The sequence below is a fragment of the Roseobacter ponti genome (assembly GCF_012932215.1).
Taxonomy (GTDB): domain Bacteria; phylum Pseudomonadota; class Alphaproteobacteria; order Rhodobacterales; family Rhodobacteraceae; genus Roseobacter; species Roseobacter ponti.
The window spans coordinates 220,361-245,370 of record NZ_CP048788.1; the positions used below are offsets into that span (position 1 = coordinate 220,361).

General features: G+C 60.7%; 28 protein-coding genes. 12 read left to right on the forward strand and 16 right to left on the reverse strand.

All coding sequences use genetic code 11. The annotated features are described in order from the left end of the window. Positions 1-53 precede the first annotated feature (53 nt). Both G3256_RS01030 and mbfA read right to left on the reverse strand, forming a co-directional pair. Positions 54-983, reverse strand: coding sequence for an AEC family transporter (locus G3256_RS01030; protein WP_169639072.1), 930 nt, complete (start codon positions 981-983; stop codon positions 54-56). 31 nt (positions 984-1,014) lie between these two features. After that, entirely contained in the window at positions 1,015-1,989 is a 975-nt protein-coding gene (gene mbfA / locus G3256_RS01035; RefSeq protein ID WP_169639073.1) for an iron exporter MbfA, read from the reverse strand. 148 nt (positions 1,990-2,137) lie between these two features. On the opposite strand from mbfA, the gene G3256_RS01040 reads away from it, so the two are divergent. Together G3256_RS01040 and G3256_RS01045 are read left to right on the forward strand one after the other, a co-directional pair. Beyond that, positions 2,138-2,755 (forward strand): TetR/AcrR family transcriptional regulator, encoded by a 618-nt coding sequence (locus G3256_RS01040; protein WP_169639074.1) that lies wholly within the window; start codon positions 2,138-2,140, stop codon positions 2,753-2,755. Between the two features lie 86 nt (positions 2,756-2,841). Next, the gene (locus tag G3256_RS01045; protein ID WP_169639075.1) at positions 2,842-4,503 is read left to right on the forward strand and encodes a Y-family DNA polymerase; all 1,662 of its coding nucleotides are present in this window, start codon (positions 2,842-2,844) and stop codon (positions 4,501-4,503) included. Positions 4,504-4,627: 124 nt separating this feature from the next. Here the strand turns inward: G3256_RS01045 and G3256_RS01050 are convergent, their stop codons facing one another. From G3256_RS01050 to paaI, 3 genes are all read right to left on the reverse strand, one after another. Beyond that, positions 4,628-5,056: a DUF4399 domain-containing protein gene (locus tag G3256_RS01050; protein WP_169639076.1), complete on the reverse strand. Its 429-nt coding sequence runs from the start codon at positions 5,054-5,056 to the stop codon at positions 4,628-4,630. Between the two features lie 443 nt (positions 5,057-5,499). Beyond that, positions 5,500-6,807 carry a phenylacetate--CoA ligase PaaK gene (gene paaK / locus G3256_RS01055; protein ID WP_169639077.1) on the reverse strand — a complete coding sequence of 436 codons (1,308 nt, stop codon included), beginning with the start codon at positions 6,805-6,807 and terminating at the stop codon, positions 5,500-5,502. Then, a complete protein-coding gene (gene paaI, locus G3256_RS01060) occupies positions 6,804-7,256 on the reverse strand; it encodes a hydroxyphenylacetyl-CoA thioesterase PaaI (RefSeq protein WP_246227704.1) in 453 nt (150 codons plus the stop codon). The genes paaK and paaI overlap by 4 nt, the downstream gene beginning before the upstream one ends. A gap of 111 nt (positions 7,257-7,367) precedes the next feature. Here paaI and G3256_RS01065 point away from each other — a divergent pair, with 111 nt between their 5' ends. Beyond that, positions 7,368-7,715, forward strand: coding sequence for a DUF2794 domain-containing protein (locus tag G3256_RS01065; RefSeq protein ID WP_169639078.1), 348 nt, complete (start codon positions 7,368-7,370; stop codon positions 7,713-7,715). Between the two features lie 81 nt (positions 7,716-7,796). Here G3256_RS01065 and G3256_RS01070 read toward each other — a convergent pair whose 3' ends face one another. From G3256_RS01070 to G3256_RS01080, 3 genes are all read right to left on the reverse strand, one after another. Continuing rightward, on the reverse strand, positions 7,797-8,597 hold the full coding sequence (locus G3256_RS01070) for a C40 family peptidase (RefSeq protein WP_169639079.1): 801 nt from the start codon (positions 8,595-8,597) through the stop codon (positions 7,797-7,799). After that, positions 8,594-9,976, reverse strand: a complete 1,383-nt coding sequence (locus G3256_RS01075) for a leucyl aminopeptidase family protein (RefSeq protein ID WP_169639080.1) — start codon at positions 9,974-9,976, stop codon at positions 8,594-8,596. The genes G3256_RS01070 and G3256_RS01075 overlap by 4 nt, the downstream gene beginning before the upstream one ends. 65 nt (positions 9,977-10,041) lie before the next feature. Continuing rightward, positions 10,042-10,422, reverse strand: a complete 381-nt coding sequence (locus tag G3256_RS01080; protein ID WP_169639081.1) for a hypothetical protein — start codon at positions 10,420-10,422, stop codon at positions 10,042-10,044. Between the two features lie 146 nt (positions 10,423-10,568). Between G3256_RS01080 and G3256_RS01085 the strand changes: the two genes are divergently transcribed. From G3256_RS01085 to G3256_RS01100, 4 genes are all read left to right on the forward strand, one after another. Next, positions 10,569-11,219 carry a carbonic anhydrase gene (locus G3256_RS01085; RefSeq protein ID WP_169639082.1) on the forward strand — a complete coding sequence of 217 codons (651 nt, stop codon included), beginning with the start codon at positions 10,569-10,571 and terminating at the stop codon, positions 11,217-11,219. 72 nt (positions 11,220-11,291) lie between these two features. Continuing rightward, entirely contained in the window at positions 11,292-12,269 is a 978-nt protein-coding gene (locus tag G3256_RS01090; RefSeq protein ID WP_169639083.1) for a sodium-dependent bicarbonate transport family permease, read from the forward strand. Between the two features lie 6 nt (positions 12,270-12,275). Continuing rightward, positions 12,276-12,587 (forward strand): P-II family nitrogen regulator, encoded by a 312-nt coding sequence (locus G3256_RS01095; RefSeq protein ID WP_169639084.1) that lies wholly within the window; start codon positions 12,276-12,278, stop codon positions 12,585-12,587. 35 nt (positions 12,588-12,622) lie between these two features. Continuing rightward, positions 12,623-13,033: a hypothetical protein gene (locus G3256_RS01100; protein WP_169639085.1), complete on the forward strand. Its 411-nt coding sequence runs from the start codon at positions 12,623-12,625 to the stop codon at positions 13,031-13,033. A gap of 43 nt (positions 13,034-13,076) precedes the next feature. Here the strand turns inward: G3256_RS01100 and G3256_RS01105 are convergent, their stop codons facing one another. Beyond that, a complete protein-coding gene (locus tag G3256_RS01105; RefSeq protein WP_169639086.1) occupies positions 13,077-14,558 on the reverse strand; it encodes a peroxidase family protein in 1,482 nt (493 codons plus the stop codon). A gap of 425 nt (positions 14,559-14,983) precedes the next feature. Between G3256_RS01105 and G3256_RS01110 the strand changes: the two genes are divergently transcribed. After that, positions 14,984-15,745, forward strand: coding sequence for a hypothetical protein (locus G3256_RS01110; RefSeq protein WP_169639087.1), 762 nt, complete (start codon positions 14,984-14,986; stop codon positions 15,743-15,745). A 65-nt stretch (positions 15,746-15,810) separates the two neighbouring features. Here the strand turns inward: G3256_RS01110 and G3256_RS01115 are convergent, their stop codons facing one another. The 4 genes from G3256_RS01115 to G3256_RS01130 all read right to left on the reverse strand — a co-directional run bounded on the left by G3256_RS01115 (position 15,811) and on the right by G3256_RS01130 (position 18,809). After that, on the reverse strand, positions 15,811-16,833 hold the full coding sequence (locus tag G3256_RS01115; RefSeq protein ID WP_169639088.1) for an aspartate-semialdehyde dehydrogenase: 1,023 nt from the start codon (positions 16,831-16,833) through the stop codon (positions 15,811-15,813). Positions 16,834-16,903: 70 nt separating this feature from the next. Beyond that, the gene (locus G3256_RS01120; RefSeq protein ID WP_169639089.1) at positions 16,904-17,680 is read right to left on the reverse strand and encodes an aldolase/citrate lyase family protein; all 777 of its coding nucleotides are present in this window, start codon (positions 17,678-17,680) and stop codon (positions 16,904-16,906) included. Positions 17,681-17,845: 165 nt separating this feature from the next. Continuing rightward, positions 17,846-18,550: a winged helix-turn-helix domain-containing protein gene (locus G3256_RS01125; RefSeq protein ID WP_206040776.1), complete on the reverse strand. Its 705-nt coding sequence runs from the start codon at positions 18,548-18,550 to the stop codon at positions 17,846-17,848. Further along, positions 18,522-18,809 carry a hypothetical protein gene (locus G3256_RS01130; protein ID WP_169639090.1) on the reverse strand — a complete coding sequence of 96 codons (288 nt, stop codon included), beginning with the start codon at positions 18,807-18,809 and terminating at the stop codon, positions 18,522-18,524. Before G3256_RS01130 ends, G3256_RS01125 begins: the two co-directional genes overlap by 29 nt. Before the next feature lie 174 nt (positions 18,810-18,983). On the opposite strand from G3256_RS01130, the gene G3256_RS01135 reads away from it, so the two are divergent. The 3 genes from G3256_RS01135 to G3256_RS01145 all read left to right on the forward strand — a co-directional run bounded on the left by G3256_RS01135 (position 18,984) and on the right by G3256_RS01145 (position 21,538). Then, complete coding sequence (locus G3256_RS01135; protein WP_169639091.1) at positions 18,984-19,490, forward strand: hypothetical protein; 507 nt, start codon at positions 18,984-18,986, stop codon at positions 19,488-19,490. Between the two features lie 232 nt (positions 19,491-19,722). Beyond that, positions 19,723-20,343, forward strand: a complete 621-nt coding sequence (locus G3256_RS01140) for a ribonuclease HII (protein ID WP_169639092.1) — start codon at positions 19,723-19,725, stop codon at positions 20,341-20,343. A gap of 94 nt (positions 20,344-20,437) precedes the next feature. After that, positions 20,438-21,538, forward strand: coding sequence for a site-specific DNA-methyltransferase (locus tag G3256_RS01145; protein WP_169639093.1), 1,101 nt, complete (start codon positions 20,438-20,440; stop codon positions 21,536-21,538). Between the two features lie 100 nt (positions 21,539-21,638). Here G3256_RS01145 and G3256_RS01150 read toward each other — a convergent pair whose 3' ends face one another. The 3 genes from G3256_RS01150 to G3256_RS01160 form a co-directional block, all read right to left on the reverse strand. Further along, entirely contained in the window at positions 21,639-22,064 is a 426-nt protein-coding gene (locus G3256_RS01150; RefSeq protein ID WP_169639094.1) for a response regulator, read from the reverse strand. Positions 22,065-22,148: 84 nt separating this feature from the next. Beyond that, positions 22,149-23,297 carry an alkane 1-monooxygenase gene (locus G3256_RS01155; RefSeq protein WP_169639095.1) on the reverse strand — a complete coding sequence of 383 codons (1,149 nt, stop codon included), beginning with the start codon at positions 23,295-23,297 and terminating at the stop codon, positions 22,149-22,151. 52 nt (positions 23,298-23,349) lie between these two features. Then, positions 23,350-24,342, reverse strand: coding sequence for an A/G-specific adenine glycosylase (locus G3256_RS01160; RefSeq protein ID WP_169642274.1), 993 nt, complete (start codon positions 24,340-24,342; stop codon positions 23,350-23,352). Between the two features lie 159 nt (positions 24,343-24,501). Here G3256_RS01160 and G3256_RS01165 point away from each other — a divergent pair, with 159 nt between their 5' ends. Beyond that, positions 24,502-25,008, forward strand: coding sequence for a DUF721 domain-containing protein (locus G3256_RS01165; RefSeq protein ID WP_169639096.1), 507 nt, complete (start codon positions 24,502-24,504; stop codon positions 25,006-25,008). Positions 25,009-25,010 lie beyond the last annotated feature (2 nt).

Below are 25,010 nucleotides of genomic sequence, written 5' to 3' on the forward strand. Positions count from 1 at the left end.
CCCTCACTGCCTGCGGTTGTGGCTAAAGCCTCGGCGGCGGCGGGGCAAGTCCCTTAGGGGGCCGTCAGGGCTGCGATGACGCCGCTCACTGTCAGGATGCTGACGATGGTCGAAACCAGAATAGCGGTTGAGACCCGCTGTGGTGCCACACCGTAGTGCTGTGCGAGAATATACACATTGCCGGCCACCGGCAGTGCGGCGGCGGAAATGACCACAGTTGCGGTGTAGGGATCGACCGGAAAGAGCCAGATCACACCACAGGCGACAAAAAGCGGGTGCAGCCCGAGTTTGCAGAAGGTGAGCCAGGCAGCCGTCTGCATCCGTTCCGCTGATTTGCCCGAGAGCGACGCCCCGATGGCAAAGAGCGCCCCGGGCGTTGCTGCACCGCCGAGGATCGTCAGGAAATCGTTCATCGGCGCGGGGATCGGAAGTTGTAGCCAGGCCCATGTCAGCCCGGCCACCACCGACATGATCATCGGGTTGCGCACCAGTCCCAGACCGACCGTGCCAAAGGTGCGGATGCTTAGCCGTCCTTCACGCGAGAGGGTGATCAGGATCACGATGAGCCCGGAAAAGACAATGAGATCAATGCTGACGGTCATAACTACCGGGCCGATCGCGGCCTCGCCCAGCAGCAGGGTCAGCATCGGGATGCCCAGAAAGCCCACGTTTCCGATCACCGCGCACTGTGCCTCGACGGCGGTGACCTCAAGGCTCTGTTTGCGCAGCATCGCAACCCCTGTGGCAAGCAGATAGACCGCGATGGTGCCGGCGAGATAGCCCAGCACAAGGTTGCCATCCCAGACGTCTGAAAGCTCGAGATTGGACGTAAAGCGGAAGATCATCGCCGAGAGGGCGAAATAGAACACGAACTTTGTCAGGTAGGCCGTGGCCTCTGCGGTGAAAAAGCGTGTGGCCCCGGCCCAGTACCCCAGCCCGATCAGGGCAAAAAAGGGCACCGTTTTGAGAAAGATTTCAATCATGTAACCGGTGTGCCCGGATCATGGGACAAGTTCAACCCGACCCGATCAGAACCCCGGCGGCAAAGACCAGAGCGCCCCCCAGAACGACCTGAAAAGCGGCACGGAAGAAGGGGGTTTCCATGAATTTGTTCTGGATCCAGGCAATCGCCCAGAGTTCGACAAAAACCACGATGATGGCGATGATGGTCGCCGTCCGGAAATCTGTGATCAGATAGGGCAGAGCGTGGCCCAGCCCGCCCACCGTGGTCATCACGCCAGAGGCGATGCCGCGTTTGACGGGAGAGCCGCGGCCCGAAAGCTGCCCGTCGTCGGAGGCAGCTTCGGTGAAGCCCATCGAAATGCCTGCGCCGACAGAGGCGGCAAGGCCTACCAGAAACGTGGTCCATGTGTCCTGCGTGGCGAAGGCGGTGGCGAAAATCGGTGCCAGGGTCGAGACCGACCCGTCCATAAGACCCGCAAGGCCGGGTTGCACCCAGGTGAGGATAAACTGGCGCTTGGCCGCGTCTTCTTCGCGGTCCCGGGCGTCGCCGCTGAGGTGTTTCTGCTCAAGTGCTTCGGCGGTGTTCTGGTGTCCGGCCTCGGCGGCGGCCAGATCGCCCAGCAGTTTGCGGGTCGGGGCGTCGGAGGTGCGTTTGGCCGCTTTGAGATAAAACGCTTCGGCCTCGCGCTCCATTGCTTCGGCTTCGGCGCGGATCCGTTCCAGGCCGAGGTTTTCCACAAGCCAGACGGGGCGGCGGTTGTAATACCCTGCCACATGTTCGCGCCGGATGAGCGGAATGACATCGCCAAAGCGTTGCCTGTGCAGATCAATAAGCCGCTTTCGGTGCGTGTCCTCTTCGGCGGCCATGCCGTCAAAGACCTTTGCGCTGTCGGGGTAACCGGCCCGCAGGCTTTCTGCATAGCCGCGATAGATGCGCGCATCGTCTTCCTCTGAGGAAATCGCAAGCGCCAGGATCTCCTGTTCGCTCAGGTCAGAAAAACGTTTGCGTGAAATTGAAAACCGCATGGGAAATGCTCCGCTTCAGACCGGTTTAATGGTGATTCCGGATCTGCACAATCAACTTTGAAGACAACTTTGCCACACGTCACCCGCGATTCTGCTTGGAACTGAACCGTTCGGTTTATACTGTGAGGGTATCAGTTCCGGAGACCCGATGACCAACACCGCAGAGACCATCCGCAAAGGACGCAAGTTTGACCAGGTGCTGGACGGCGCGCGTCAGGTGTTCATGGCGGACGGGTTCGAGGGTGCCAGCGTGGATGAGATCGCGCGGGTCGCCAGTGTCTCAAAGGCCACGCTTTACAGCTATTTCCCGGACAAACGGCTGCTGTTCATGGAAGTGGCCAACCGGGAATGTCAGCGCCAGGCGCATGGTGCGCTCGACAGTATCGACATGCAGGCCGAGCCGCGCGCGGTTCTGGGCCAGACGGGTCGGCATTTTCTGACCTTTGTGACCTCGCAGTTCGGCCAGCAGATTTTCCGGATCTGTGTCGCGGAATCGGACCGGTTTCCGGAGCTTGGGCAGCGGTTTTACGATTCCGGTCCGGCGGTATTCCGGTCGGTGATGGCGGCTTATTTCAAAGAGGCGCAGGGGCGCGGCGAGCTGCAGATCGATGATTTTGTATTTGCGGCGGATCAGTTCGGCGAGCTTTGTAAGGCGGCCGTCTGGGCGCGGCTGATTTTCGGCGTGGCGCAGAGCGTCAGCCGGGAAGAGATTGACCGCGTGGTCGACGGTGCGGTCGAGACTTTCATGGCGCGCTACGGCACCTGATAAAAGACTCGACCCGTGCGTTTCCGCGCGCTAGTTCTCATAAGAACAAAAGAAGAACAAATTTCAGAAAAGTCCTTGCTGCCACAATGACCGATCGACGGATTTTATCCCTGTGGTTCCCGCGGATGGGGGCCGACCGGCTGATGCGCCGGGACCCGCAGCTGCATGCGGTGCCGCTGGCTGTGGTCGAAGAGCGGGGCAATATGCAGGTGCTGACTTCGCTGAACACGGCCGCTCAGGGCTTTGGCCTGCGCAGCGGTCAGCCGGTGCGCGATGCCCATGCAATGTGTGAAGGGCTGATCACCCGGGCCCGCTCGGTGCAGGGTGAGGCGGCGTTTCTGGCGGTGCTGCAACGCTGGGCGGGCAAGTTCAGCCCCTGGGTCGCGACCGAGGCCAGCGACGGGCTGGTGGTGGATCTGACCGGCTGCGCGCATCTTTTTGGTGGCGAGGAGGCTTTGCTGGAGGTGGTTCAGCAGGATTGCAACGATCTTGGTCTTGCGGTGCAGATGGGGCTTGCAGATACCCGTGGGGCGGCCTGGGCGCTGGCGCGTTTTGCCGGGCAGAGTGCGGGGGCCTATCGTTCTGGCGATGCGATCGATCAGGAGGCCCGCGCCACCCGGTCGCGCGCGGGCAAACGCCGCCACTGGACCCGCGGCGGGGCGGCACCGGTGGTCCGCAGGGGCCCTGATCAGGCGACGCACCGGATTGCGGCACCAGGCCAGAGCTACTCGGCGCTGAGCGCGCTGCCGGTGGCGGCCCTGCGGCTGGACGCGGATCTGGTGGCGCAGCTTGCGCGTCTGGGGCTGCGCCGGGTGGGCGATCTGCTGGGGCAGCCACGGGCGAGCCTCGCGCGCCGTTTCGGGCGCGGGGTGGTGATGCGCATGGATCAGGCGATGGGGTCTGCACCGGAACCTGTCTCGCCGGCAAAGCCGCCGGATCATTTTGCCGTGCGCCTGACCCTGCCCGATCCGATCGGGCTCGAGGATGACATTCTGGCCGGCATTGACCGGCTGTTGCCGCGTCTGTGTGAAAGCCTGAAAGACAAGGGGCGTGGCGCCCGGCGGGTCCGGCTACAGGCCTTTCGCAGTGATCATGATATTCAGTCGGTTGAGGTCGGTCTGGCGCGGCCTTCACGCGATCCGGCGCGCATCCGTCCCCTGCTGGCGTTAAAACTCGACAGCATCGATGCGGGGTTCGGCATTGATATGCTGCGGATAGAGGCGGTGCAGACCGAGCCCATCCACTGCCGCAGCGCCGTTGGTCATCTCGAAGCGGGTCATGTGGTCAACAAGCGCCTGGCCGCCAATACCGCGGTGGATGATCTCATAGGGCGGATCGGGGCGCGGGTCGGCATGGAGCAGATCACGCGGCTGCATCCGGCAGAGAGCCATATCCCTGAAAAGACCAGCAAGGTGCTGGCGGCCGCCTGGTCGGACCCCTGGAAGGAAGACTGGCCCGCGGCGCGCACCCCGCGCCCCCTGCTGCTGTGGCAGCCGGAGCCGGTCCACGCGCCGGATGTGCCGCAGGTGCCACAGGTCTTTCGCTGGCGGGGACAGACGCTGACCCGCCACCGGGCCATCGGGCCGGAACGGATCTCTCCTGAATGGTGGCTGGATGACCCGGACTGGCGCAGCGGTGTGCGTGATTACTGGGTGACCGAAACCGAAGACGGCCAGCGGCTCTGGCTCTTTTACGGACACGGGCACATGATGTCGTCGGGATGGTTTTGTCAGGGGGCTTTCGCCTGAGCCCTCAGGTGCCGCCCTGTCGCTGCCTGCCCTGCGGCAGCGCTACGCCACCCCGGTAAGAGCAACCGCAGGGTTTTCGTGCCCGGGGCATGATGCACCACCCCAGGAGGGATGGCGCGGGTACTTATTCCACAGTGACTGTGATTTCTTCGCTCATCACCGGCGGGTCATGCGGCACGTGGCCCATATCCCCCAGCAGCAGGCGCAGCGTGTGGGTTCCGACAGGCAACTCGCGCGTCACCTCAGTCTGACCGCCGCCGAAATGCACGATCTGATCTGTGGCGGGCAGCGACTCGTTCATATTCACATCCGCCGGATCAGTGTTGATCAGCAGGTGATGGTGGCCGGTGTCATCCACATCGGTGCCTGCCGGGGCGACGCCCATACCCTTAAGGCCAAAAACCACGGTTACCGGATTTGACACCGTCGCCCCGTCAGCCGGCGAGATGATATAGACTGTGGCCCCCTCGGGCGCTTCGCTGCGGTGGCCATCTGCCATTGCCATGCCTGCGAGCATCACGACTGCGGCGGTGGTTGTCAGAAACTGTTTCATTGGATCCCTTCCATAAAGCGCGGCCCGTCCGGCCTGCGTTATACGAAGGATAGCCCGCGCTCCGTGCGAGGCAACGCGCGGCGCTTTCTGCTGGATGACCTGTCGCAGGGCAGCGTTTTCATGCGTGACGGACTAACCGCCGCTAAAGCGGGTCAGAAAGTCACGGGGTGTGACGGTCAGGCAGGGCGACGATCGGAGGGTCAGATCGGGAAACAGTTATGCAAATTCACCTATATTGACTCTCTAAAGGAAACAGCGTCGCGGCGAAAAGTGCAGCTGGTGCGGATATCGTCCCCTCCGTCATCGGCGGGAATGCGACAGAGAACGGAAACGGCCGGGGGTAAGACCGCCGGTGTGTCCGGGTCCGGTAAAAGCAACGGGAAGAACAAAGACTGATCTGATCTGAAGAGCAGGCGCCTTGCCGAGGTCCGGCGCCTGTTCTGCTATGACGGGCGCCTGTCGATGATGCGCACAGCCTTGCCCTGGGACCGGGCAACACCGCCCGGCTCCGACACGTCAACATTAACGCTGATCCCGATATCTTCCTTGATGCGCGACACCAGTGCAGCACCCGAGGCCTTTTTTGCATCGGATGTTGCCTCTGCTGGTGTGGCTTCGCAAAGTACGCACATCTGATCCATACGCTCCGGTCTGGAAAGCTCGATCTGGAAATGCGGCGCAAGGCCCGCCGTGGCCATCAGACATTCCTCGATCTGCGTCGGGAAAACATTCACGCCGCGCAGGATAATCATGTCGTCCGAACGGCCCGTCACCTTTTCCATCCGCCGCATGGACCGCGCCGTCCCCGGCAACAGCCGGGTGAGATCGCGGGTACGGTAGCGTATGATCGGGAAGGCTTCTTTGGTCAGTGAGGTAAAAACGAGTTCTCCCTGCTCACCCTCTTCGACAAGCGCGCCGGTCTCCGGATTGATTACTTCAGGATAAAAGTGATCCTCCCAGATGTGCAGCCCGTCTTTAGTCTCGACACATTCATTGGCGACACCGGGGCCCATGATCTCGCTCAGCCCGTAAATATCGACCGCATGCATGTCAAAAGCATCCTCGATTTCACGCCGCATCGCATTGGTCCAGGGCTCGGCCCCGAAGATTCCCACCTGCAGTGAGGAGGCGCGCGGGTCGAGACCCTGCCTCACATATTCATCGAGGATCGAGAGCGCGTACGAGGGGGTGACGGTGATGCCATCGGGGCGGAAGTCTTCGATAAGCCGCACCTGGCGTGTGGTCATCCCCCCCGAAACAGGCACCGTGGTCAGCCCCAGCGCATCCGCACCGAGGTGAATGCCAAGCCCCCCGGTGAACAGCCCGTAGCCGTAAGCGTTGTGCAGCAGATCTCCGGTTTTCATGCCAGAGGCGCGCAGGCTCCGGGCCACGACCTCGCCCCAGACATCCAGATCGCCCTTTGTGTAGCCCACCACCGTAGGCTGGCCTGTTGTGCCCGATGAGGCATGAATGCGTGCAATCCGGTTTCGCGGAACGGCAAACATATCAAAGGGATAGCTCGCGCGGAGATCGGATTTTATGGTGAAAGGAAAGCGCGCGAGATCGGCAGGTGTTCTGAGGTCATCAGGATGAATTCCGGCGGCTTCGAAACTTTTGCGATAGAACGGCACGTTGGCGTAGGCATGATTCAGCGACCAGCGCAGCCTGTCGGTCTGCAGGGCGGTGATTTCGTCACGGCTGGCGCGTTCGATCGGGTCAAGGGTTTCGGGCCGGGGTGTCAGGTCTTTCATTTGGTTTCTCCGGGTTCCGGGAAGTGCTGACCCCCTACGGTCCGCGCGAGGCCGCGGAAAAGCGCAACTTTCTTACCGGCCTGATTCGTAACGGTTACATCCCAGATGCCTGACCGGCCCGAGCGGGAGGTCTCGGTCGCGCAGGCGGTCAGGCAATCGCCCTCTGCAACCGGCGCGAGATAGGTGACCTGGTTCTGCTGTGCGACGGTGCGCTGATTGTAGGAGTTGCAGGCAAATGCAAAGGCGCTGTCAGCGAGGGTAAAGATAAACCCGCCGTGACAGTTGCTGTGGCCGTTGAGCATATGCGCCTGCACTGTCATCGAAAGCGTGGCGCAGCCCGGGGAGACAGAAAGGAGCGACATGCCGAGACCACGGCTTGCCGCGTCATTCCGCATCATCAGCTCCGCGCATTTTTCGGCCCGTGCCTGAGGCGTCACTGTCTCCGGCATACCGTCACTTCCAGCTTCTTTCAGACTGTCCCTGCGGTAGCATAGCACCCACGGGCTGTATATGATTTTTGAGGGGCTTGATTTGCGCGCGCAGGGGCGCAACTCTGCAGTATGAATTATCAGGTGCCGCCGTCAGGCAATGTTCATCAGATGCCGCCCGATCAGGTTGCGTTTCACCGCACTGAGCTGCAGGTTATCCTGTCGCTTTACGGGCGCTTTGTGGCGGCTGGCGAATGGCGGGACTATGGCATTTCGTGTCTGCGGGAGGTTGCGGTTTTTTCCGTGTTCCGCCGTACCGCTGAAACACCGCTCTACCGGATCGAAAAAAGACCGCGGTTGCGGGATAAACAGGGCATGTATGCGGTGCTGGGCATGGATGGTCAGATCATGCGACGGGGTCATGATCTGAAAACGGTGCTGAGAGTGCTGGAACGCAAGCTTATTCGGGCAGTCGAGTAGTCCTGATCCGAAGGCGGCCTGTGCCAGGCCATTTCTCTGGCTGAGTTCCTGCGGAACGCGGCACCCCGTTTCTGTGACGTGTCAGGCCGGGGGCAGGGACGGCAGGCGTTTGCGCGATGTGACCTGCCCGTCTCCCTGCCGTTCAATGCGCGCTATGGCGTCTGTGATGCCTTCGAATACCACCGCCATATGTCCGGCGTTTGCGTGAATAAGCGTGTCATCGCCGGTCACAAGGGCGACGTGACCTTTCCAGAACAGCAGATCGTTGCGCCGGAGCCCCGCGTCAGGTGGCAGCGTCTCGCCGAGGTCGCGCTCCTGCTGGTCACTGTCGCCGGGGCAGTGGATGCCACAGGCCAGGCAGGCCGCCTGGATCAGCCCTGAGCAGTCGATGCCGTTGCCGGAGTTGCCGCCCCAGAGATAGGGTGTTCCGTCAAAAAGGGCGGCCACGGCGGCAGGATCAGACGCCATCACGTCCGCGCGGTGCAGGTGCTGACGCGGCACAAAACCCCAACGGGTTTCCACGAAAGTGGCCGTCTCGGATGTGGCGCGCAAACGTGCGCCAAAGCTGAGGCAGGTCAGGTCGGGCGATTTGATGTCCGGCGCGGAATAGGCATGAGTGGTACGGCTGGTGATGCGGTGGGTGGCCGGTTCGGCAGGACCTGTGGCTGTCCCGCGCAGGTATCCGCAGTAGCCATCCTGCTGCGACCGCACCAGAAACCACGCATCTTCATCATTCAGGATCGTCACGGGTGCGCCAAAAAGAAGCTGTCGGTCGCGCGGGCCGTCGGGGCTGCGGCAGAGATCAGCCAGAGGCACGATCACTATCGCATCGCGCCCGGTTATGACGCAGTCAGGATCCGGCGTGTCGCGCGGATCGCTCATGCGGAGCTTTTGTCGCGGATAAGATCAAGCAGGGCGCGGGTGGCCTGGCCCGTGCCGCCCTTTGGCCGGGCGGGGGCATCTGCCGGGTTCCAGCCATAGACATCGAAATGCGCATAGGTGCTGGTGCTGACGAAGCGCCGCAGAAAGAGTGCGGCGGTGATCGATCCGGCAAAACCTCCCTTTGGCGCGTTGTCGAGATCTGCGATGCCGGGCTCGATCATGCTCTCGTAGGGGGTGTGAAACGGCATGCGCCAAACCGGGTCATCCGTCTGCACTGCAGCTGTTTCAAGGGCCCGGGCAAAGCCCTCGTCGTCGCAGAAGAAGGGCGCCAGATCGGGTCCGACCGCGACGCGGGCAGCCCCTGTCAGGGTGGCCATGGAGATAATGAGATCCGGGTCTTCTTCCTGCGCGAAAGTGAGCGCATCGGCGAGCACGAGCCGCCCTTCGGCGTCGGTATTGTTGATCTCGACGCTCAGCCCTTTGCGGCTGGGCAGGATATCGCCGGGGCGGAAGGCATTGCCCGACACTGCATTTTCCACCGCCGGGATGAGCACACGCAACCGGACATTGAGGGCCGTCGCCATGATCATATGGGCAAGCCCGAGGACATTTGCCGCGCCGCCCATGTCCTTTTTCATCAGTCCCATTGAAGCGCCGGGCTTGAGGTTCAGCCCGCCTGTGTCGAAACAAACGCCCTTGCCGACCAGCGTGATGGCCGGCCCCGCATCGCCCCAGCGCATATCGATCAGCCGCGGCGCGCGGTCTGAGGCGCGCCCGACCGTATGAATAAGCGGAAAGTTTTCAGACAGCAGATCATCGCCGTGTACAACCGAGACCGTGGCGCCGTGGCGCGCGGCCAGATCGCGCGCGGCGTCTTCAAGTTCTGCGGGGCCCATGTCGCAGGAAGGGGTGTTGATCAGGCCGCGTGTCAGAGCCTCGCCGGCCGCGATGGCAGTGATCCGGTTTGCGTCAATCCCCTCAGGCGTGACGAGGCCCGCACCTTCTTCGCCAGCCTGAATATAGTGGTCGAATTTATAGGCGGAGAGCAGCCACCCGAGCGCCTCGCGCTCGGCGCGGTCATCGGGCAGGCCGGAGACAATGCGATAAGTGGCTTTAGGAAGACGCGCGGCTGCGGCGGCCAGATGGAACCGGCCGCGCGCACGTTTTTCCCCGGTGCCGAAACCCGCGATCGCCATAACGGGCCTGCCGCCGGGGCCCGGTATCAGCAGTGTCTGCCCGATGCGCCCGACGAACCCGTTTGCATCGATCCAGGCAAGCGTGTCTTCGGACTGCTCTGCGCGCCAGGCGTCCATATCGTCGGCGGCAATGATGTGAAGAGGGATGGTGTCGTCATCCGGAGAAGCAAAGGTGGCGGACATGCGTCAAAAACCCTTTCAGGGATATTTGCCGTCAGCCTACCGTGATCCGCCGTCCGCGCAAGCCATCAGATGGTCACGTCCTGCAGGTCCCAGATCGCGGTGAGCGACTGATCCCCGATGCGCAGAAGCCTTGCCATGACGGCGGCCAGTGCCGGGGCGTCATTGCCGTCCACCGCGCGTGTGACGTCGCCTGCAACCCGTGCCAGCACCGACATGCCGATCTGATCCGCGATCGCAATCAGAGAGCGCGCACATTTGCGCAGATCGTCATTGTTCTGTGCGGTATAAAGCCGGCTGCAGTGCGACAGCCGCAGCGCGAGTTCTTCCATCGCACGGCAAACGATGTCTTCGGCGCCGGCTTCGCCCAGTTCCGCATACAGCGCGCCGAGCCGGTCCTGATCGACCTGCACTGTCTCTTTCAGCCTGATATTCAGGACATGGTTCATTTCACTCACCCTTTTTCGCCCCCACAGCGTTCTGCGGGTATGACAGGCAAATCTATCCAAAGCGTTGAGACGGGTGATGTTTTCCCTCGAATTTGTCGTGAATTCACGATACTCCGGGGAACGAAGGCGAAAACGACGGGACGTGTATGGATCAGGCGAAACCGCTGCCGGGCTATCTGGTACAGCGCTATCACGGCTGGAAAGCCACCGGATATGCCGAGAACAAGGCGTGGTACCGCAGGCTGGCCAGCGACGGACAGCACCCGCGTGCAATGGTCATCTCCTGCTGTGACAGCCGGGTGCATGTGACATCTATCTTCGGTGCGGATCAGGGTGAATTTTTCATTCACCGCAACATCGCGAACCTGGTTCCGCCCTATGCGCCGGACGGCGATCATCACGGCACATCTGCGGCCGTCGAATATGCGGTGACCATGCTGAATGTGGCGCATCTGATCGTGCTGGGTCATTCCAGCTGCGGTGGTGTGAAGGGCTGCATCGATATGTGTCAGGGCCATGCGCCGGAGCTGGAAGAAAAGCACAGCTTCATCGGTCGCTGGATGGATATTCTGCGGCCAAGCTACACGCTTGTGGCCCAGGAGAACGACCCCGAATTACAGGCGCGTGCCCTGGAAAAACAGTCTGTGCTCGTGAGCCTTGAGAACCTGATGACTTTTCCATTTGTGCGTGAGCGGGTTGATGAAGGCCTGCTGACACTGCACGGTCTCTGGACGGATATCGGCGAAGGCGGGCTTGAGTTCTTTAACCCCTCGGATGAGGCCTTCAGGCCGGTCTGATATCCCGCCGCCGCTTTACCGGTCATTACCGGTGCAGGGCATGACAACCGGCACACCCGGAAAGAGAGTGACGTGGAACAGATACTGACACTTGCGGGCAACAACCTGCTGTCGCCGATCATTCTGTCCTTTGCCCTGGGTGTGGCGGCGTCGCTTGCCCGCTCAGACCTGAGTGTGCCCGAGGCGGCGGCCAAGGCTCTGTCGATTTATCTGCTGTTTGCCATCGGGTTCAAAGGCGGGGTCAGCGTGGCCGCCCATGGCATTGACGTCAAACTCGGGCTCTCGCTGCTGGCCGGGGTCATCCTGTCTGCGGTGCTGCCGCTCGTGGCCTTCGCGCTGCTGAATGTGATCACCGGCCTGAGCCGTCTTGATGCGGCTGCCGTCGCGGCGCATTACGGCTCTATCTCAATCGTCACATTTGTCGCTGCGACCTCGGTGCTGGAAAGCAGCGGGATCGCCTCCGAAGGCTATATGGTCGCCGTGGCTGCCGCGATGGAGGCGCCTGCGATCCTGTCTGCGCTCTGGCTCATTTCACGCGGTGGGGACGGGCGGCGCATGGACAGTGATCTGTGGCGGGAGATCCTGCTCAACGGCTCGATAGTGCTGCTGGTCGGGGCCTTCCTGATCGGCTGGGTTACCGGAGAGGAGGGGCTGGAAGAGATCTCCAGCTTTATCGTGGCGCCGTTCAAAGGGGTTCTCTGCCTCTTTCTGCTGGATATGGGTCTGGTGGCGGGGCGCGGGCTGCGCAACGGCGGCGGCGTGCTGCGTCCCGGCGTGCTGGCCTTCGGCGTGCTCATGCCGCTGATCGGCAGTGCGTTCGGTCTTGGCACCGGTCTGTTGCTGGTGCTCTCGCCGGGTGGCGTGGTGCTGATGATGGTGCTGTCAGCATCGGCCTCTTATATTGCGGTGCCTGCGGCCATGCGGGTGGCGTTGCCCGAGGCCAACCCGTCGATTTATCTGACCCTGTCGCTCGGGGTCACGTTTCCCTTTAATCTGACCCTTGGCATCCCGCTTTACGTGGCTGTTGCCACCGCACTTACCGGAGGCTGACTGACCATGCAGACACATCAGGCCAAACGCGTCGAAATCACCATTGAAGCCATCATGCAGTCGCGCCTGACGGACGCTCTGAAAAAAGCGGGTGTGACCGGTTTCACCGTATTGCCGGTCCTCGGCGGATCGGGGCGCTCAGGGGCCTGGACACGATCGGGTGAGATCGGGCGCGCCGCCGGCATGGTGCAGGTGATCTGCATCATCCGGCCCGAGCGGCTGAACGGATTGCTCGATGCGGCGTTCGCCGTGGTTGAGAAACATATCGGTGTTGTCTCGGTCGTGGACTGCGAAGTGCTCCGGGCGGAACGATTTTAACTTTTTGTAAACGACGTTTAAGCCAGGGTGCCGGTATGAATAAACGTACCGTTACCGTTCAGCTGCCCGATGATCTGGCGCTCGCCGTGCATGACCTTGCAACCGAGCAGGAAGGGACCGTCGGCAAAATCGTCGAAGACCTGCTGACCGCGCATCTGGCGGCAAAGAAAGCGCGGCAAAAGACGCGTGATGAACCCGATGAACGTCTGATTTTCGCGCTGCAGAAGCTGCTTTTTCGCGATATGGCCGAAGCGGTCGACTGGGCTGATCTTGATACCCGGCTGCGCCGGCACGGTTACTTTATGAAAGTGGCCTGGGGCGGGCTGTCGCTGCACACCGAGACGAGCGGGCATAAACTGTGTAACACACATGACCTCGGGTTCTCGTATGCCACGTTTTTGCGGCGATTCGGGCCGGGAAAACCCAAAGACCCGCGCCAGGCCTGAGAGACGCACGGCGGCTGCCGCCCGCCCCCCCTGTGCGGTCTTTTCAGCCGCACATAAGTTTGTCAGGATCCGCGATATGACTGCGGTGTTCCTCGACATAGGCCGCGATCCCGGCAAGACAGGACGGCTGTCCGCCAAACCCGGACCAGGGTTTGAAATGCGGAATATGCAGATAAGTGGTGGGATCGCGCTTCAGCAGATTTGCCATCACCGCAGCCACAACAAGACCGCCGGCGCCGGTGAGTTTGCCGTGGCCGTGCTCTTTGGCCTCCTGCAGCGCATAGAACCAAAGCGGTGTCTTTTTAAACCCCTTCGCCGCAAGCTCCGGCGGCACGTCAACAACGGGCGTGCCCATTTTTGCGGCGACCTGCTGTCCGCTTGCGAGCTGATAGGTGTAACGGTCGCGCACCATATTACGCAGCGCCAGATTTCGGGACTGCGCAAGGGTCAGGGTTTCGCCGATATCGCCCAGTTCGATGGTATCATGAACGAAAGGCAGCTCGAAAAGGGGTGAGCCGAGGCCTGGGCCAACGGGTCGGGCCTTCTGTGCGGTGCCGCCGCTCATGCCAAAGAACATATCCATGTCCATATTGGCCTCAGGCGGACGCGGGCCAAAGCCTGCCGTAGCGAAAAGACCCAGCGCATCAGCGTCCCGGTTCATCTTGTAATGAAACTGCGTAGTGGCATGGCCAAAGCGGTAACAGGCACCGGTGAACTCCACAGGCATGACCGGGGCGTCCCAGCCAAAAAGCGTTTCCTCCATGGCTCGGTCAAGGCAGTCCTTGTCCACGAAATCCTTCATCAGCTCGTTCCAGACGATCCACTGGTAATGCAGGCGGATAAAACGCCGCACTTCCTGAAAACCGGTCAGCCCGGGCGAAACGTGATCGTGCCAGACCTGCTCACTGATCCCGTCATGAGCGCAGCCCCTGATATCTCCGGCAGCGCTGCCGCCGTCTTTGATTTTGCTCATCAGGATGTTGTGCAGCTGGATGAAAAGACCCTGCACCTGGGCAACAATGACGTTTTCATCGTTGCGCGGATCCCCGATCAGCGCCTTGCCCGCACAGGTGCGCGCCAGATCGAGCGGGTTATCATTGCGCCCGAACATCAGCATGTGCTCCTGATCCCCGGCGCCGTACAGGTGCGGCGAGGCCTCGGGGCCCGCGCCGTAGACGCAATCGAGATCAAGGCTCGGCGTACGCACATTGGGGATCGTCGCCGGGTCAATGCGGGTGCCAAGGGCCGAAGTGGCGTCAAGTGTTACGTCATGATCCACGAACTGGCCGAAAAAGGTCATGCCCGCGTCCGCATCGCCGTCTTCGTTTTCGGTGGCGCGCATGGTTTGAGAAAGATCATCCAGCGCGCTGATCACATCAGCATGGGTAATGTTGTCGATGTGAACCGGGTTCGGCGGCATCAGCCGGCCCAGTGTCTGCGCAAATGGCTTTGCAGGTCCGGCGCCGTGAAGACAGGTCTTCATCAGCTGATCGAGGCGTGTAAGCCCGTGGTGCATTCCGGCCATAATTGGTCTCCTGAAGTAATTGTTAAAAAAAGCCCCGGACCACTCAAAACTGTCCGCGGTCATCAGTTGCTTAACAGGAATTAACCAAATTTTCAACTTCAGCGAGAATGTATGCTATGTCACATCACTACTTTCAGGGGAAATTTTGTGGGAATCAGGACAGTATAGGATGCCACGGCGGGAGTCCGGAGAGCATTCTCCGAGGTCGCGCGGGATGCTGAAACCCGCATCATGATATTTTTTTACATTCCGGGGCTTTTGTTGAAACCGGGAAATTTCTCAACCGCTACAACCCTGTATAGGTGTAATTGCGCCACGCTGTTTCGGATTGCCCGTTAATCTTTTGTTAACTGCCTTATATTTGCCGGTTTCGCACATGACCCTGGGGAATGTGGCTGGGGGCGCTTTTCAGAGCCGGCCGGATTATGGACAAAAATTATTCAGAAGATCAGAAAGCCACGGCATTTGCTGACATTGATGGCATGTCTCCGGACACATTCAGTCAGGTCGAACTGACCGAACCGCAGGCCGAACTGAGGCCGCGCAACGACGGACGGGTCAGGAGCTGTTTGCGTAAGATCGAGCCTGCGGCTCCCGCCCGGCTCGGGGATAATGTAACTGCCGCCGGCGCCGCACGGAAAATGGCTGTGGCGGCAACGATCCCATCGGAGCCTGCGCCCTCGGAATGCGAGCTCAGAGCGCAAAGGATCCGGGAGCAGATCGGCCCCGAGGCAGCGCAGCGCCTGTCACGGTTGCCCGAAGGCATCGGCATCCTGCAGGGCAAAAGCTCTGATGTCAGCGAAGAAGAAACCATTGAAGCGATCCGCGGCATTCTCGACGGTCAGGACGAGACCGGGGGCGATATGCCGTTCGCACCGCTGCATCCTGAAGCGAATGATATGCCGTCTGACGGCGCGGGAAAAGCTGCTGCGAAATCTGTGCGCGGGCCGTTGTTGCCGCGGGCGGCGTCCTGGCTGCGCAGAAACCTTATGCTGATTGCCAATGCGGGTCTCTGGACGGTCCTGACGATGATCCTGATCAGCGGCCCGGTGCTTTTGTCGGCATCTGTGCTGCTTGACGGTGTGTTTTATCTCTTCTGCATCGTCTGCATGCTCAAACCCGAAATCCTGTCCGGGGTCATACGTGATATCATGCGCAGCCTGCGCCGCACGGAACCTGAGGTCTGAGCTCCCCGCACAAAAAAGCCCGGCATTCGGAGAACGCCGGGCCGGAAATTCCGTGACTTTTCTGGTCAGCCCTTTTTCAGGACTTCGCGCCCCAGCAGTTCAGCAATCTGCACCGCGTTGAGCGCGGCCCCTTTGCGCAGATTGTCAGAAACGCACCACAGGTTCAGACCATTGTCGATCGTACTGTCCTGGCGGATTCGGCTGATGAAGGTGGCGAAATCGCCGACACATTCGACGGGCGAGACATAACCACCATCCTCGCGCTTATCGATCACCATGACCCCGGGCGCCTCGCGCAGGATCTCGCGGGCCTCGTCTTCGTCGAGGTGCTCCTCAAATTCAATATTGATCGATTCGGAATGGCCGACAAAAACCGGCACACGCACGCAGGTGGCCGTGACTTTGATTTTGGGGTCGACGATCTTTTTCGTCTCCACCATCATCTTCCATTCTTCCTTGGTGTCCCCTGAGTCCATAAAGACGTCGATCTGCGGGATCACGTTGAAGGCGATCTGTTTCTGGAACTTTCTTGGCGGTTTGTTGTCGGTCGGGTTGTAGATCGATTTGGTCTGATCCCAGAGCTCATCAATACCCTCTTTGCCGGCACCCGACACCGACTGATAAGTGCTGACCACAACGCGTTTGATGGTCGCGCGGTCGTGCAGCGGTTTAAGCGCCACAACCATCTGCGCGGTCGAGCAGTTCGGGTTGGCGATGATGTTCTTTCTGGCATAGCCGTGGATCGCTTCGGGGTTTACCTCGGGTACGATCAACGGCACGTCGGCGTCATAGCGGTAGAGCGACGAGTTATCGATAACCACGCAGCCGGCTTTCGCCGCTTTGGGCGCGTATTGCTTTGTCGCCTCCGATCCCACAGCAAAGAGTGCGATATCCCAGCCAGTGAAATCAAACGTATCAAGGTCCTTCGTCTTCAGCGTTCTGTCACCAAAGCTGACTTCCGTGCCCAGCGACCTGCGCGAGGCAAGCACTGTGATCTCGTCCACCGGGAAGTGGCGTTCGGAAAGAATGTTCAGCATTTCGCGGCCCACATTGCCTGTGGCGCCCGCAACAACGACGCGGTAACCCATCTGTTTAACTCCGGTATGATGTGTGATGGTGCGCGGGTCTTATACCGGTTGGGCTTTGAGGGAAAGGCCCTCAGGATACCTCGTTTTTCCATTTTGAAGCACTGTCCCGCGCCGATGAGAGCAGCAGTTCGATATCGACGGCTGTGGCCACGAAGCGCGCACCGGCTTTAAGGCTGTCGCGGATCATCTTTTCGTCGCTCGTCAGAATACCCGCGGGCATGCCGGCGGCGTCGATTTTACGCAGCGTGTCCATGATGGTTTTCTGCACCTCGGGATGGGACATATTGCCGATGTGCCCCATGTCGGCGGCAAGATCCGCCGGGCCGACAAATACACCGTCGATGCCCTCGATGGTCAGGATCTCATCAAGTGCTGCCAGACCTTTGCGGTTTTCGACCTGGACCAGCAGACAGATCTCCCTGTCTGCTGTCGCGCCGTAGTTTTCCACCGTGCCGAACCGGGAGGCCCGCGCCAGCGCATAGCCGACGCCACGATCACCGTTCGGCGGATAGCGGCAGTCACGCACCAGCTGCCGGGCCTGATCTGCGCTTTCAACCATCGGGACAAGGATCGACTGCGCGCCGCTGTCCAGCATCTGTTTAATCATCCAGGTCTCGCCCACCGGCACCCTGACCACGGGATGGCTGCCGGAGTTCAGAAGTGCCTGGATCTGGGCGTCTGTAATGGTCACGTCAAAGGGCGCATGTTCGCCATCGATCAGCAGCCAGTCAAAGCCCGCGTATCCGATGATTTCGGCGGCATAGCCGCTGCGCAGGTCGAGCCAGCAGCCGATAACGGTCTGACCCTTCTGCAATGCCTCTTTGAATGTGTTGACCGGCGCTGACACGGTGACGACCCTCCCTGGTATTGTGACCTGTAAGCAAGCCTGGTGAGAGCCGCGGGAAATTACCAGCGGGAATATTGGTAGCCCGCGGGTTTCACGCATTGCCGGCACGGTGGCGCGCCGGCTTCGAGGGCAGGGCCGGAACTGCGGGGGTTTCGCCGGACCTGGTCAGATAACTTTGATCACGTCTTTATCGATGGCGAGCATATACCCGCGGCGCGCGATATTCTTGACGAGAAGCTCGGCGACAATCTGATTGCCGAGGGTATCACGCAGGCGTTTGATCCGGGTGGCCCCTGCTGCCTCTTCACAATCAGCGGCACTGCGCCCCGAAATCACCGCCTCGATCTCGGAGCCGGACAGCACATCGTCATCCATGCGCGCTTCGGCGAGAACGGACATGGTTTCCATTGCTGCCGCGGTCAGCCGGAAACCCATATTGTTGAGATAGACGGTGTTCTCTTCGCGGCTGATCAGAAGCGAGCTGACCTGAATGCCGGCCCGCTCGATCTGGGCCATGCGCCGGTTGAAGCTCACAAGCAGCACCAGAAAGACCAGAGCGGCGATCAGCATGGCCGTGGCAAAGACCAGCAGCACAAAAATCACCAGCCGGTAGCTGGTGAGCGTGTCCGAAAAGGCCGTGCCAGACTGTGCCAGGATCTCCAGCAGCTTGATCTCGGCCTGATCGGTCAGATTGTTGTTTTCGACAAAGAGCTGCTCGACCCGCGCGTTGAATGCATTGGCATCCGGCAGGGCCCAAAAGAGCAGAACCGCAGCAATCAGCAGGATCGCCACAATGCCGCTGATACCGAAAATTACAATCCGCCCGCCGGACCGGCGCATGTCAGAAGCGGAGGTAATAGGGTCCTGCACTCTCTTTCCTTTCTGCCAGCCCGCTCTCATCAAAGACAGACACCACATTCAGCAGCGTCCATCCCGAAGCAGACAGTCTGGCACGCAGCTCGGTCTCAGCGATACCGCTCGCGCATTGCGATACCTCAGCGACACCGTAATGCAGCCGCAGGGGATTGTCCTGTTTGGCCTTATAATCTGCATAACAGGCGGCCGCTACAGCCACAGGCGCGAGGGCGATACCGGTCGCCAGAACAACAAAGAGTGCAATATGTCTCATGCTGTGATCCTGCGCTTCAATCGCAGGATATTCAATAACAAAGGGGGTTTAGCGGACCTGTTATCCGATAACAGCCGGGCGATATTGCCTGACGCAGGGGGGTGGCCCCAGATTGTTTCCAGAACGCAGGCAAACTGCGGACTTACGAAACGAATAGCGGGAAGGACCATTCGCATGCACAGGAAGTTTATAGCCGTCGTCATATCCGCCGCCATCGCGGTAACCACTCTGGGGACAACGCCGGCCCGCGCAGACGATGATCTTTTCCGGGCGCTTGCTGCCATCGCGGGGGTCGCCATCGTGGGCAAGGTGATCAGTGACCGTAACAAACGTAAAAAGGAGAAAGAACGCGCCCGCAACGAGGCCGTGACGCGCAGCTACACACCAGAGTACGTGTACCGCCCCCAGCCCCGCGGTGTCTCGCCGCAGCATCGCATTGAACCGCGGCCTCTGCCGCGCCAGGCCAGCCGCTATCTGCTGCCCGGCGAGTGTCTGCGCAATGTCGAAGCGCGCGATGGTCGTTACCGGTTCTTTGGCCGCAAATGCCTCGAGAAAAATTATGGCTCGGTCCGAAATCTGCCGAACCAGTGCCGCGTCCGCTTTGACGGGCCGGAGCGCAAACGCGCCGGATACGACGCGCGCTGCCTGCGCAGCAACGGATACCAATTAGCCCGCCGCTAAGGACGGGCTGATAACAGCGCGGGCCGGACCCCTGTCGGCGCTGCACCTGAGGAGGGGGTGTTCGGGCATGCCCTCCTCGTATTAACCAGTAACGCGCGCCCCTTCGGGGGTGCGCTTTTTTTTTGCCCTGCGTGACAGTTGCGGTGCCTTAATGGCTTTTGGGGAGCAGGTTTTTGTTCTTCCGGGCGTCCACAGTCTTGCATCGGGCAGCGGATCATCGGATCAGAGTCATATGGGACCTGATTTTGAATTTGAAAAAGCAGCACAGGCGGCGGGATACCGGCGTATCGCAGGTGTGGATGAGGTCGGGCGCGGACCCCTCGCCGGACCGGTCACAGCCGCAGCAGTGGTTCTGGATCCCGCGCGTATCCCACAGGGGCTGAATGATTCCAAAAAACTCACAGCGGCGCGGCGGGCGGTGCTGGCAGCAGAGCTTGCCGCCTGTGCTGAGGTGTCGGTTGCTCATGCATCCGTCGAAGAAATTGACGATCTGAATATCCTGCGCGCAAGCCATCTGGCAATGTCGCGCGCGGTGGCGGGGCTGGCTGCGGCACCCGATCATGTGCTGGTGGACGGATCGATGCTGCCGCGTGACTTCGCCTGGTCAGCGGAGCCGGTGGTCAGGGGAGACGCGCGCTGTCTTTCGATTGCTGCGGCCTCAATTGTGGCGAAAATATGTCGCGACCGGATCATGGTGGATTTGGCGCAACAGCATCCGGGTTATGGCTGGGAGACCAACATGGGATACGGATCGAAAAGCCACATGTCCGCGCTGCAAAACCTTGGGGCAACCCCACACCATAGACGTAGTTTTAAGCCCGTACACAACATCTTGTATCAAGATAAAACTTAAAGCATTGATTCAAAAAAGAAATTGACGGTGAATCTGCTTTGACTCATCTTTGTCTCAACCAACGAGTGCAAATGCACCGTGAACGAGGCAGAACATGAAAACCAAAGAACAGAGTGCTGAGGCGCTCCCGCTGAACACGATCCTGGACGGTGACTGCATCGAAGTGATGAACAGTCTGCCGGCGGGCTCGGTCGATCTGATTTTTGCCGATCCGCCCTATAACCTGCAACTCAAGGGCGAGCTTCACCGCCCCGACAACAGCCGGGTTGATGCGGTGGACGACGACTGGGATCAGTTTTCCAGCTTCAAAGCCTATGACAAATTTACCCGGGCCTGGCTCAAAGCTGCCCGGCGCCTGCTGAAACCCGATGGCGCGATCTGGGTCATCGGCAGCTATCACAACATCTTCCGGGTCGGCACCGCGCTGCAGGATCAGGGGTTCTGGATCCTCAACGATGTGGTCTGGCGTAAATCCAACCCGATGCCGAATTTCCGGGGCAAACGGTTCACCAATGCGCATGAAACGATGATCTGGGCCGGGCGCGGCGAGGCCAGTAAATACACCTTCAATTATGAGGCGCTCAAAGCGCTGAACGAGGGTATTCAGATGCGTTCCGACTGGGTGCTCCCGATCTGCACCGGTCATGAACGTCTCAAGGACGAGAATGGCGAGAAGGCCCATCCGACACAAAAGCCGGAGAGCCTGCTGCATCGGGTGCTGGTGGGGGCCACGAACCCGGGCGACGTCATTCTCGACCCTTTCTTTGGCACTGGCACGACCGGGGCCGTGGCCAAAATGCTGGGTCGCGATTTTATCGGGATCGAGCGCGAGGCGGCCTATCGCCGCGTGGCAGAGAAACGGATCAGCAAAGTGCGCCGGTTTGACCGCGCGGCACTGCAGGTCAGCGCCTCCAAACGCGCCGAGCCGCGGGTGCCTTTTGGACAGCTGGTAGAGCGTGGCATGCTGCGCCCGGGCGAAGAACTGACCTCGATGAACAAGCGCCACAAGGCCAAGGTCCGGGCAGATGGCACGCTGGTCGGCGATGATGTCAAAGGCTCAATTCATCAGGTCGGTGCCGCTCTTGAGGGCGCGCCAAGCTGCAACGGCTGGACTTACTGGTGTTTCAGGCGCGACGGCAAAACGGTGCCGATCGACGTGCTGCGCCAGCAGATAAGGTCTGAAATGACCAGCTGAACAAGGATTTTACGAACACCGCCGGTGCCTGTGGCCTTCTGAACGAGGCTGCCTGAAAAGGCACTCAACTATGCCCCGCCTTATGGCGGGGCTTTTTTCATCAGGCCGGTCGTTTTGTGCGTGAACGGGATGGAGTTTTTTTGGCCGGTCTGAGCGCATCGTGGATGAAACGTGCTCCGAAATCAGATTTGTCCACCACGTGGCGAACACCTGCAATTGCCGCTTTCTGGTACATAAAGGGGGTCGGGAAATCGCTGACCATAATGACAGGGATTTTGCGCAGGGTATCATCCTCGGAGAGTTCCACCGCGAAATTTGCGCCGTTGCCGTCCGGCAGGCTGTTGTCGAGCAGAATGAGGTCGGGCCGGTTCGCTGACACATACTCCCGCGCCTCTGCAAGGGTCGAGGCCATGATCACCCTGATCTCAGAAAAACTTTTGTTGAGGATACGTTTAAACTTCTCGCGATCAAACGAGCTGTCTTCGATCACAAGGCAGGTTTCTGCTTCTGTTGTGCGTGCAGACATCTGGCGCTGCCCTTGCATGTGATGGTCCCCGCTTCTGGTTGAACCGATCATCCCTTATGGCACGAAAAGATTAACGCAAAGTTGTTAACGCTCTGATGCGGTTCCCGAACCGGGTGGCGGATTTGTACCCGCGTTATAAGGTGTCCAGTCGGTAATGTCGGGGTAATGCGCGGCACGCCAGGCCCGGACCCGCGGGTTCATGATGCGTCGCCAGAGCGGCGGGAACATCGCCGCCATTGTCATCACAGGATAGCCCCAGGGCAGTTGTGGCGCCTCGCTGTCGGCATAGGTCTGCAGGACCGGATAGCGGCGATCGGGTTTGACATGATGGTCCGAGTGCCGCTGCAGGTTGATCAGCAGCCAGTTGGAAGCGCGGTGATCGGAATTCCACGAGTGCCGCGGCTGTACGTGCTCATACCTGCCCTGGCCGAGATGCGCGCGGGTCAGCCCGTAGTGTTCGATGTAATTGACAAGTTCCAGCTGCCAGACTGCTGTCCCTGCCTGGACGGCAAAGAGCGCCAGCCCGGACCATCCTCCCAGAGCGAATGCCAGCGCCAGCATGGCGCCCTGCAGCGCGCCATAGCGCCAGAACGGGTTGCCGGGATCGTACCATGGCAGGCCGCGCCTGGCACACATGGCCCGTTCCGCTGCAAAAGCAGAGCGCAGAGACTGGCGCAGGACACGAGGGTAAAACCGATGAAATCCCTCGTTATAACGCGCCGTGACCGCATCGGCCGGGGTGCCGACATGGCGGTGGTGCACCAGCAGATGTTCCGAGCGGAAGTGAGAATAAAGCACCATCGCGAGCAGGACATCCGCCATCCATCTTTCGGCGCGGTTGCGGCGGTGCATCAGTTCGTGGCTGTAGGTGATCCCGATTGTGCCGGTGATTACGCCGACGCCGAAAAAGAGCACAATCCGCTCAACGCTGTTCAGGTGATCGGCCTGCGGCACGTACCAGATCAGGCTGAAGAGCATCACAAACTGCAACGGCGCCCAGATCAGCGTGATCCGCCGGTGCCAGGCGAGTTGCCGGTCGGTTGTGTCCGGATCGCCGTTTCCGGTATTCCGTCCGACCACCAGATCTAGGCCTGAGAAGAGATACCAGGTCACAAGCGGCAGCAGCGCCACCGTCCAGCCACCCCTTGCCGCACCGACATACGCCAGCGGGATCAGCAGCAGCGATACCCAGTAGGGTGCGGCGGCCGGAACGGGGTTTGTTGTCTCTGCCATAGGGTCATCCTAACCGCGGCCCGTGCCTGCGCAAAGCGTGACGCAACGACGCTCAGCGTGCCAGATCAAAGGCCTTGCGCATCACTGTGGGCAGATCCGAGGGGCGAAAACCTGCGGGGTCCACAAAATGGCCGCGATCAGGTGTGGCATCGGCCCGGATTTCAGCGGTCATGATCTGTAGAATGAGATGAAAATGCGTGAAAGTGTGGCGTACCTCGCCGGGCAGTACCTGCCAGTCGGCATCACAGGGTGGTGCGCTTTCGGGCATCGGCAGCGCCGTATCGACCCAGTCCGAGCCGGGCCAGCCCAGCATGCCCCCCAGCAGGCCTTTGTCCGGACGGGTTTCCAGAAGCCAGGCGCCATCTGCCCGCTGGCCGAGGTAGACGCGGCCGTGACGCACCGGTTTGGCCTTTTTCGGCAGCTTTTTCGGCAGTTCGGGCGCTGTGCCGCGCTGGCGCGCACGGCAGGGGTCGCGCAGCGGACAGATGCCGCAGGCGGGTGATTTCGGCGTGCAGATCGTGGCACCCAGATCCATTACCGCCTGAGCATAATCGCCGGGACGGGTGGCAGGTGTCAGGCTTTCAGCTCTTGCCAACAGTTCAGGCTTGGCATCGGGCAGGGGGGTGTGGATGTCATAAAGCCGGGCCATCACGCGTTCGACATTGCCGTCGAGCACCGCGTGCGGCAGATCAAAGGCAATCGACGATATCGCGGCCGCCGTATAGGGGCCGATGCCCGGCAGGCCGAGCAAAGCCGCGTGATCAGCGGGAAAGGCACCGCCATGCGTGTCGGTGACAACCCGCGCGCATTTGAGAAGATTGCGCGCGCGCGCATAGTATCCCAGGCCTGCCCATTCACCCATCACATCCGCATCGGCTGCTGCCGCCAGCGCGCTCACATCGGGCCAGCGGGCTGTAAACCGCTCAAAATAGTCCCGCACAGTGGCGACGGTGGTCTGCTGCAGCATCACCTCAGAGAGCCACACGCGATAGGGATCGGGCGCCGTGCCCGCTTTGCGGTCGGCGGGTGGTACACGCCATGGCATATCGCGCGCGTGCACATCGTACCATTCAAGCAGGATGTCGCTCGCCGGGGTTTTCACAGAAGCGTTATAACGCAATCTTTATGTCCTTTGCGGGTGGCAGGGCTGGCTGGCGGGGCGCGCGCAGTCTATGTTGCGCAGAGATTTCCAGGGAAGATAGCGATGCCGCAGCGCCGCGCCAGTACAAAAGGGTTTACGCGCACCTCCAGCCTGCTGACGGGCCGGATCCGGACGGCGTCTGAATCGCGTGGTTTTGCGCAAAGCCGGCTGCTGACGCAATGGACCGAGATCGCCGGCGAGGATATTGCAGCCATGTCGCGTCCGGTTGAAATCGGGTATGCGCGCGGTGGCATGGGGGCCACGCTGACGTTGCTGACGACGGGGGCGCATGCTCCGGTGCTGGAGATGGAGAAAGAGAAAGTGCGCGCGCGGGTCAACGCGGTTTACGGGTATAATGCCATCGCGCGCATCCGGATCACACAGACCGCTGCCACGGGGTTCGACGAAGGACGGGCCGTCTTTGGCCCCGGCAAAGCTGCACCTGTTGCCGCGGCTGATTCCGAGATCCGCCGCGCAGCGGTTGAGACAACCCGCCCGGTCGAAGACGACGGCCTCAGAGAGGCCCTTGCACGGCTGGGTGAAAACATACTGAACAGAACAAACCGGTAAAG

Coding starts and splice junctions, on each gene's coding strand:
- G3256_RS01085 (WP_169639082.1), top strand. CDS start 10,569: ATGGATCAGGCGAAACCGCTGCCGGGCTATCTGGTACAGCGCTATCAC.
- G3256_RS01095 (WP_169639084.1), top strand. CDS start 12,276: ATGCAGACACATCAGGCCAAACGCGTCGAAATCACCATTGAAGCCATC.
- G3256_RS01070 (WP_169639079.1), bottom strand. CDS start 8,597: ATGAGCGATCCGCGCGACACGCCGGATCCTGACTGCGTCATAACCGGG.
- G3256_RS01040 (WP_169639074.1), top strand. CDS start 2,138: ATGACCAACACCGCAGAGACCATCCGCAAAGGACGCAAGTTTGACCAG.
- G3256_RS01145 (WP_169639093.1), top strand. CDS start 20,438: ATGAAAACCAAAGAACAGAGTGCTGAGGCGCTCCCGCTGAACACGATC.
- G3256_RS01065 (WP_169639078.1), top strand. CDS start 7,368: ATGAATTATCAGGTGCCGCCGTCAGGCAATGTTCATCAGATGCCGCCC.
- G3256_RS01140 (WP_169639092.1), top strand. CDS start 19,723: ATGGGACCTGATTTTGAATTTGAAAAAGCAGCACAGGCGGCGGGATAC.
- G3256_RS01105 (WP_169639086.1), bottom strand. CDS start 14,558: ATGGCCGGAATGCACCACGGGCTTACACGCCTCGATCAGCTGATGAAG.
- G3256_RS01150 (WP_169639094.1), bottom strand. CDS start 22,064: ATGTCTGCACGCACAACAGAAGCAGAAACCTGCCTTGTGATCGAAGAC.
- paaI (WP_246227704.1), bottom strand. CDS start 7,256: ATGCCGGAGACAGTGACGCCTCAGGCACGGGCCGAAAAATGCGCGGAG.
- G3256_RS01050 (WP_169639076.1), bottom strand. CDS start 5,056: ATGAAACAGTTTCTGACAACCACCGCCGCAGTCGTGATGCTCGCAGGC.
- G3256_RS01030 (WP_169639072.1), bottom strand. CDS start 983: ATGATTGAAATCTTTCTCAAAACGGTGCCCTTTTTTGCCCTGATCGGG.
- G3256_RS01155 (WP_169639095.1), bottom strand. CDS start 23,297: ATGGCAGAGACAACAAACCCCGTTCCGGCCGCCGCACCCTACTGGGTA.
- G3256_RS01115 (WP_169639088.1), bottom strand. CDS start 16,833: ATGGGTTACCGCGTCGTTGTTGCGGGCGCCACAGGCAATGTGGGCCGC.
- G3256_RS01130 (WP_169639090.1), bottom strand. CDS start 18,809: ATGAGACATATTGCACTCTTTGTTGTTCTGGCGACCGGTATCGCCCTC.
- G3256_RS01075 (WP_169639080.1), bottom strand. CDS start 9,976: ATGTCCGCCACCTTTGCTTCTCCGGATGACGACACCATCCCTCTTCAC.
- G3256_RS01160 (WP_169642274.1), bottom strand. CDS start 24,342: ATGCCATGGCGTGTACCACCCGCCGACCGCAAAGCGGGCACGGCGCCC.
- G3256_RS01110 (WP_169639087.1), top strand. CDS start 14,984: ATGGACAAAAATTATTCAGAAGATCAGAAAGCCACGGCATTTGCTGAC.
- paaK (WP_169639077.1), bottom strand. CDS start 6,807: ATGAAAGACCTGACACCCCGGCCCGAAACCCTTGACCCGATCGAACGC.
- G3256_RS01080 (WP_169639081.1), bottom strand. CDS start 10,422: ATGAACCATGTCCTGAATATCAGGCTGAAAGAGACAGTGCAGGTCGAT.
- mbfA (WP_169639073.1), bottom strand. CDS start 1,989: ATGCGGTTTTCAATTTCACGCAAACGTTTTTCTGACCTGAGCGAACAG.
- G3256_RS01100 (WP_169639085.1), top strand. CDS start 12,623: ATGAATAAACGTACCGTTACCGTTCAGCTGCCCGATGATCTGGCGCTC.
- G3256_RS01045 (WP_169639075.1), top strand. CDS start 2,842: ATGACCGATCGACGGATTTTATCCCTGTGGTTCCCGCGGATGGGGGCC.
- G3256_RS01165 (WP_169639096.1), top strand. CDS start 24,502: ATGCCGCAGCGCCGCGCCAGTACAAAAGGGTTTACGCGCACCTCCAGC.
- G3256_RS01135 (WP_169639091.1), top strand. CDS start 18,984: ATGCACAGGAAGTTTATAGCCGTCGTCATATCCGCCGCCATCGCGGTA.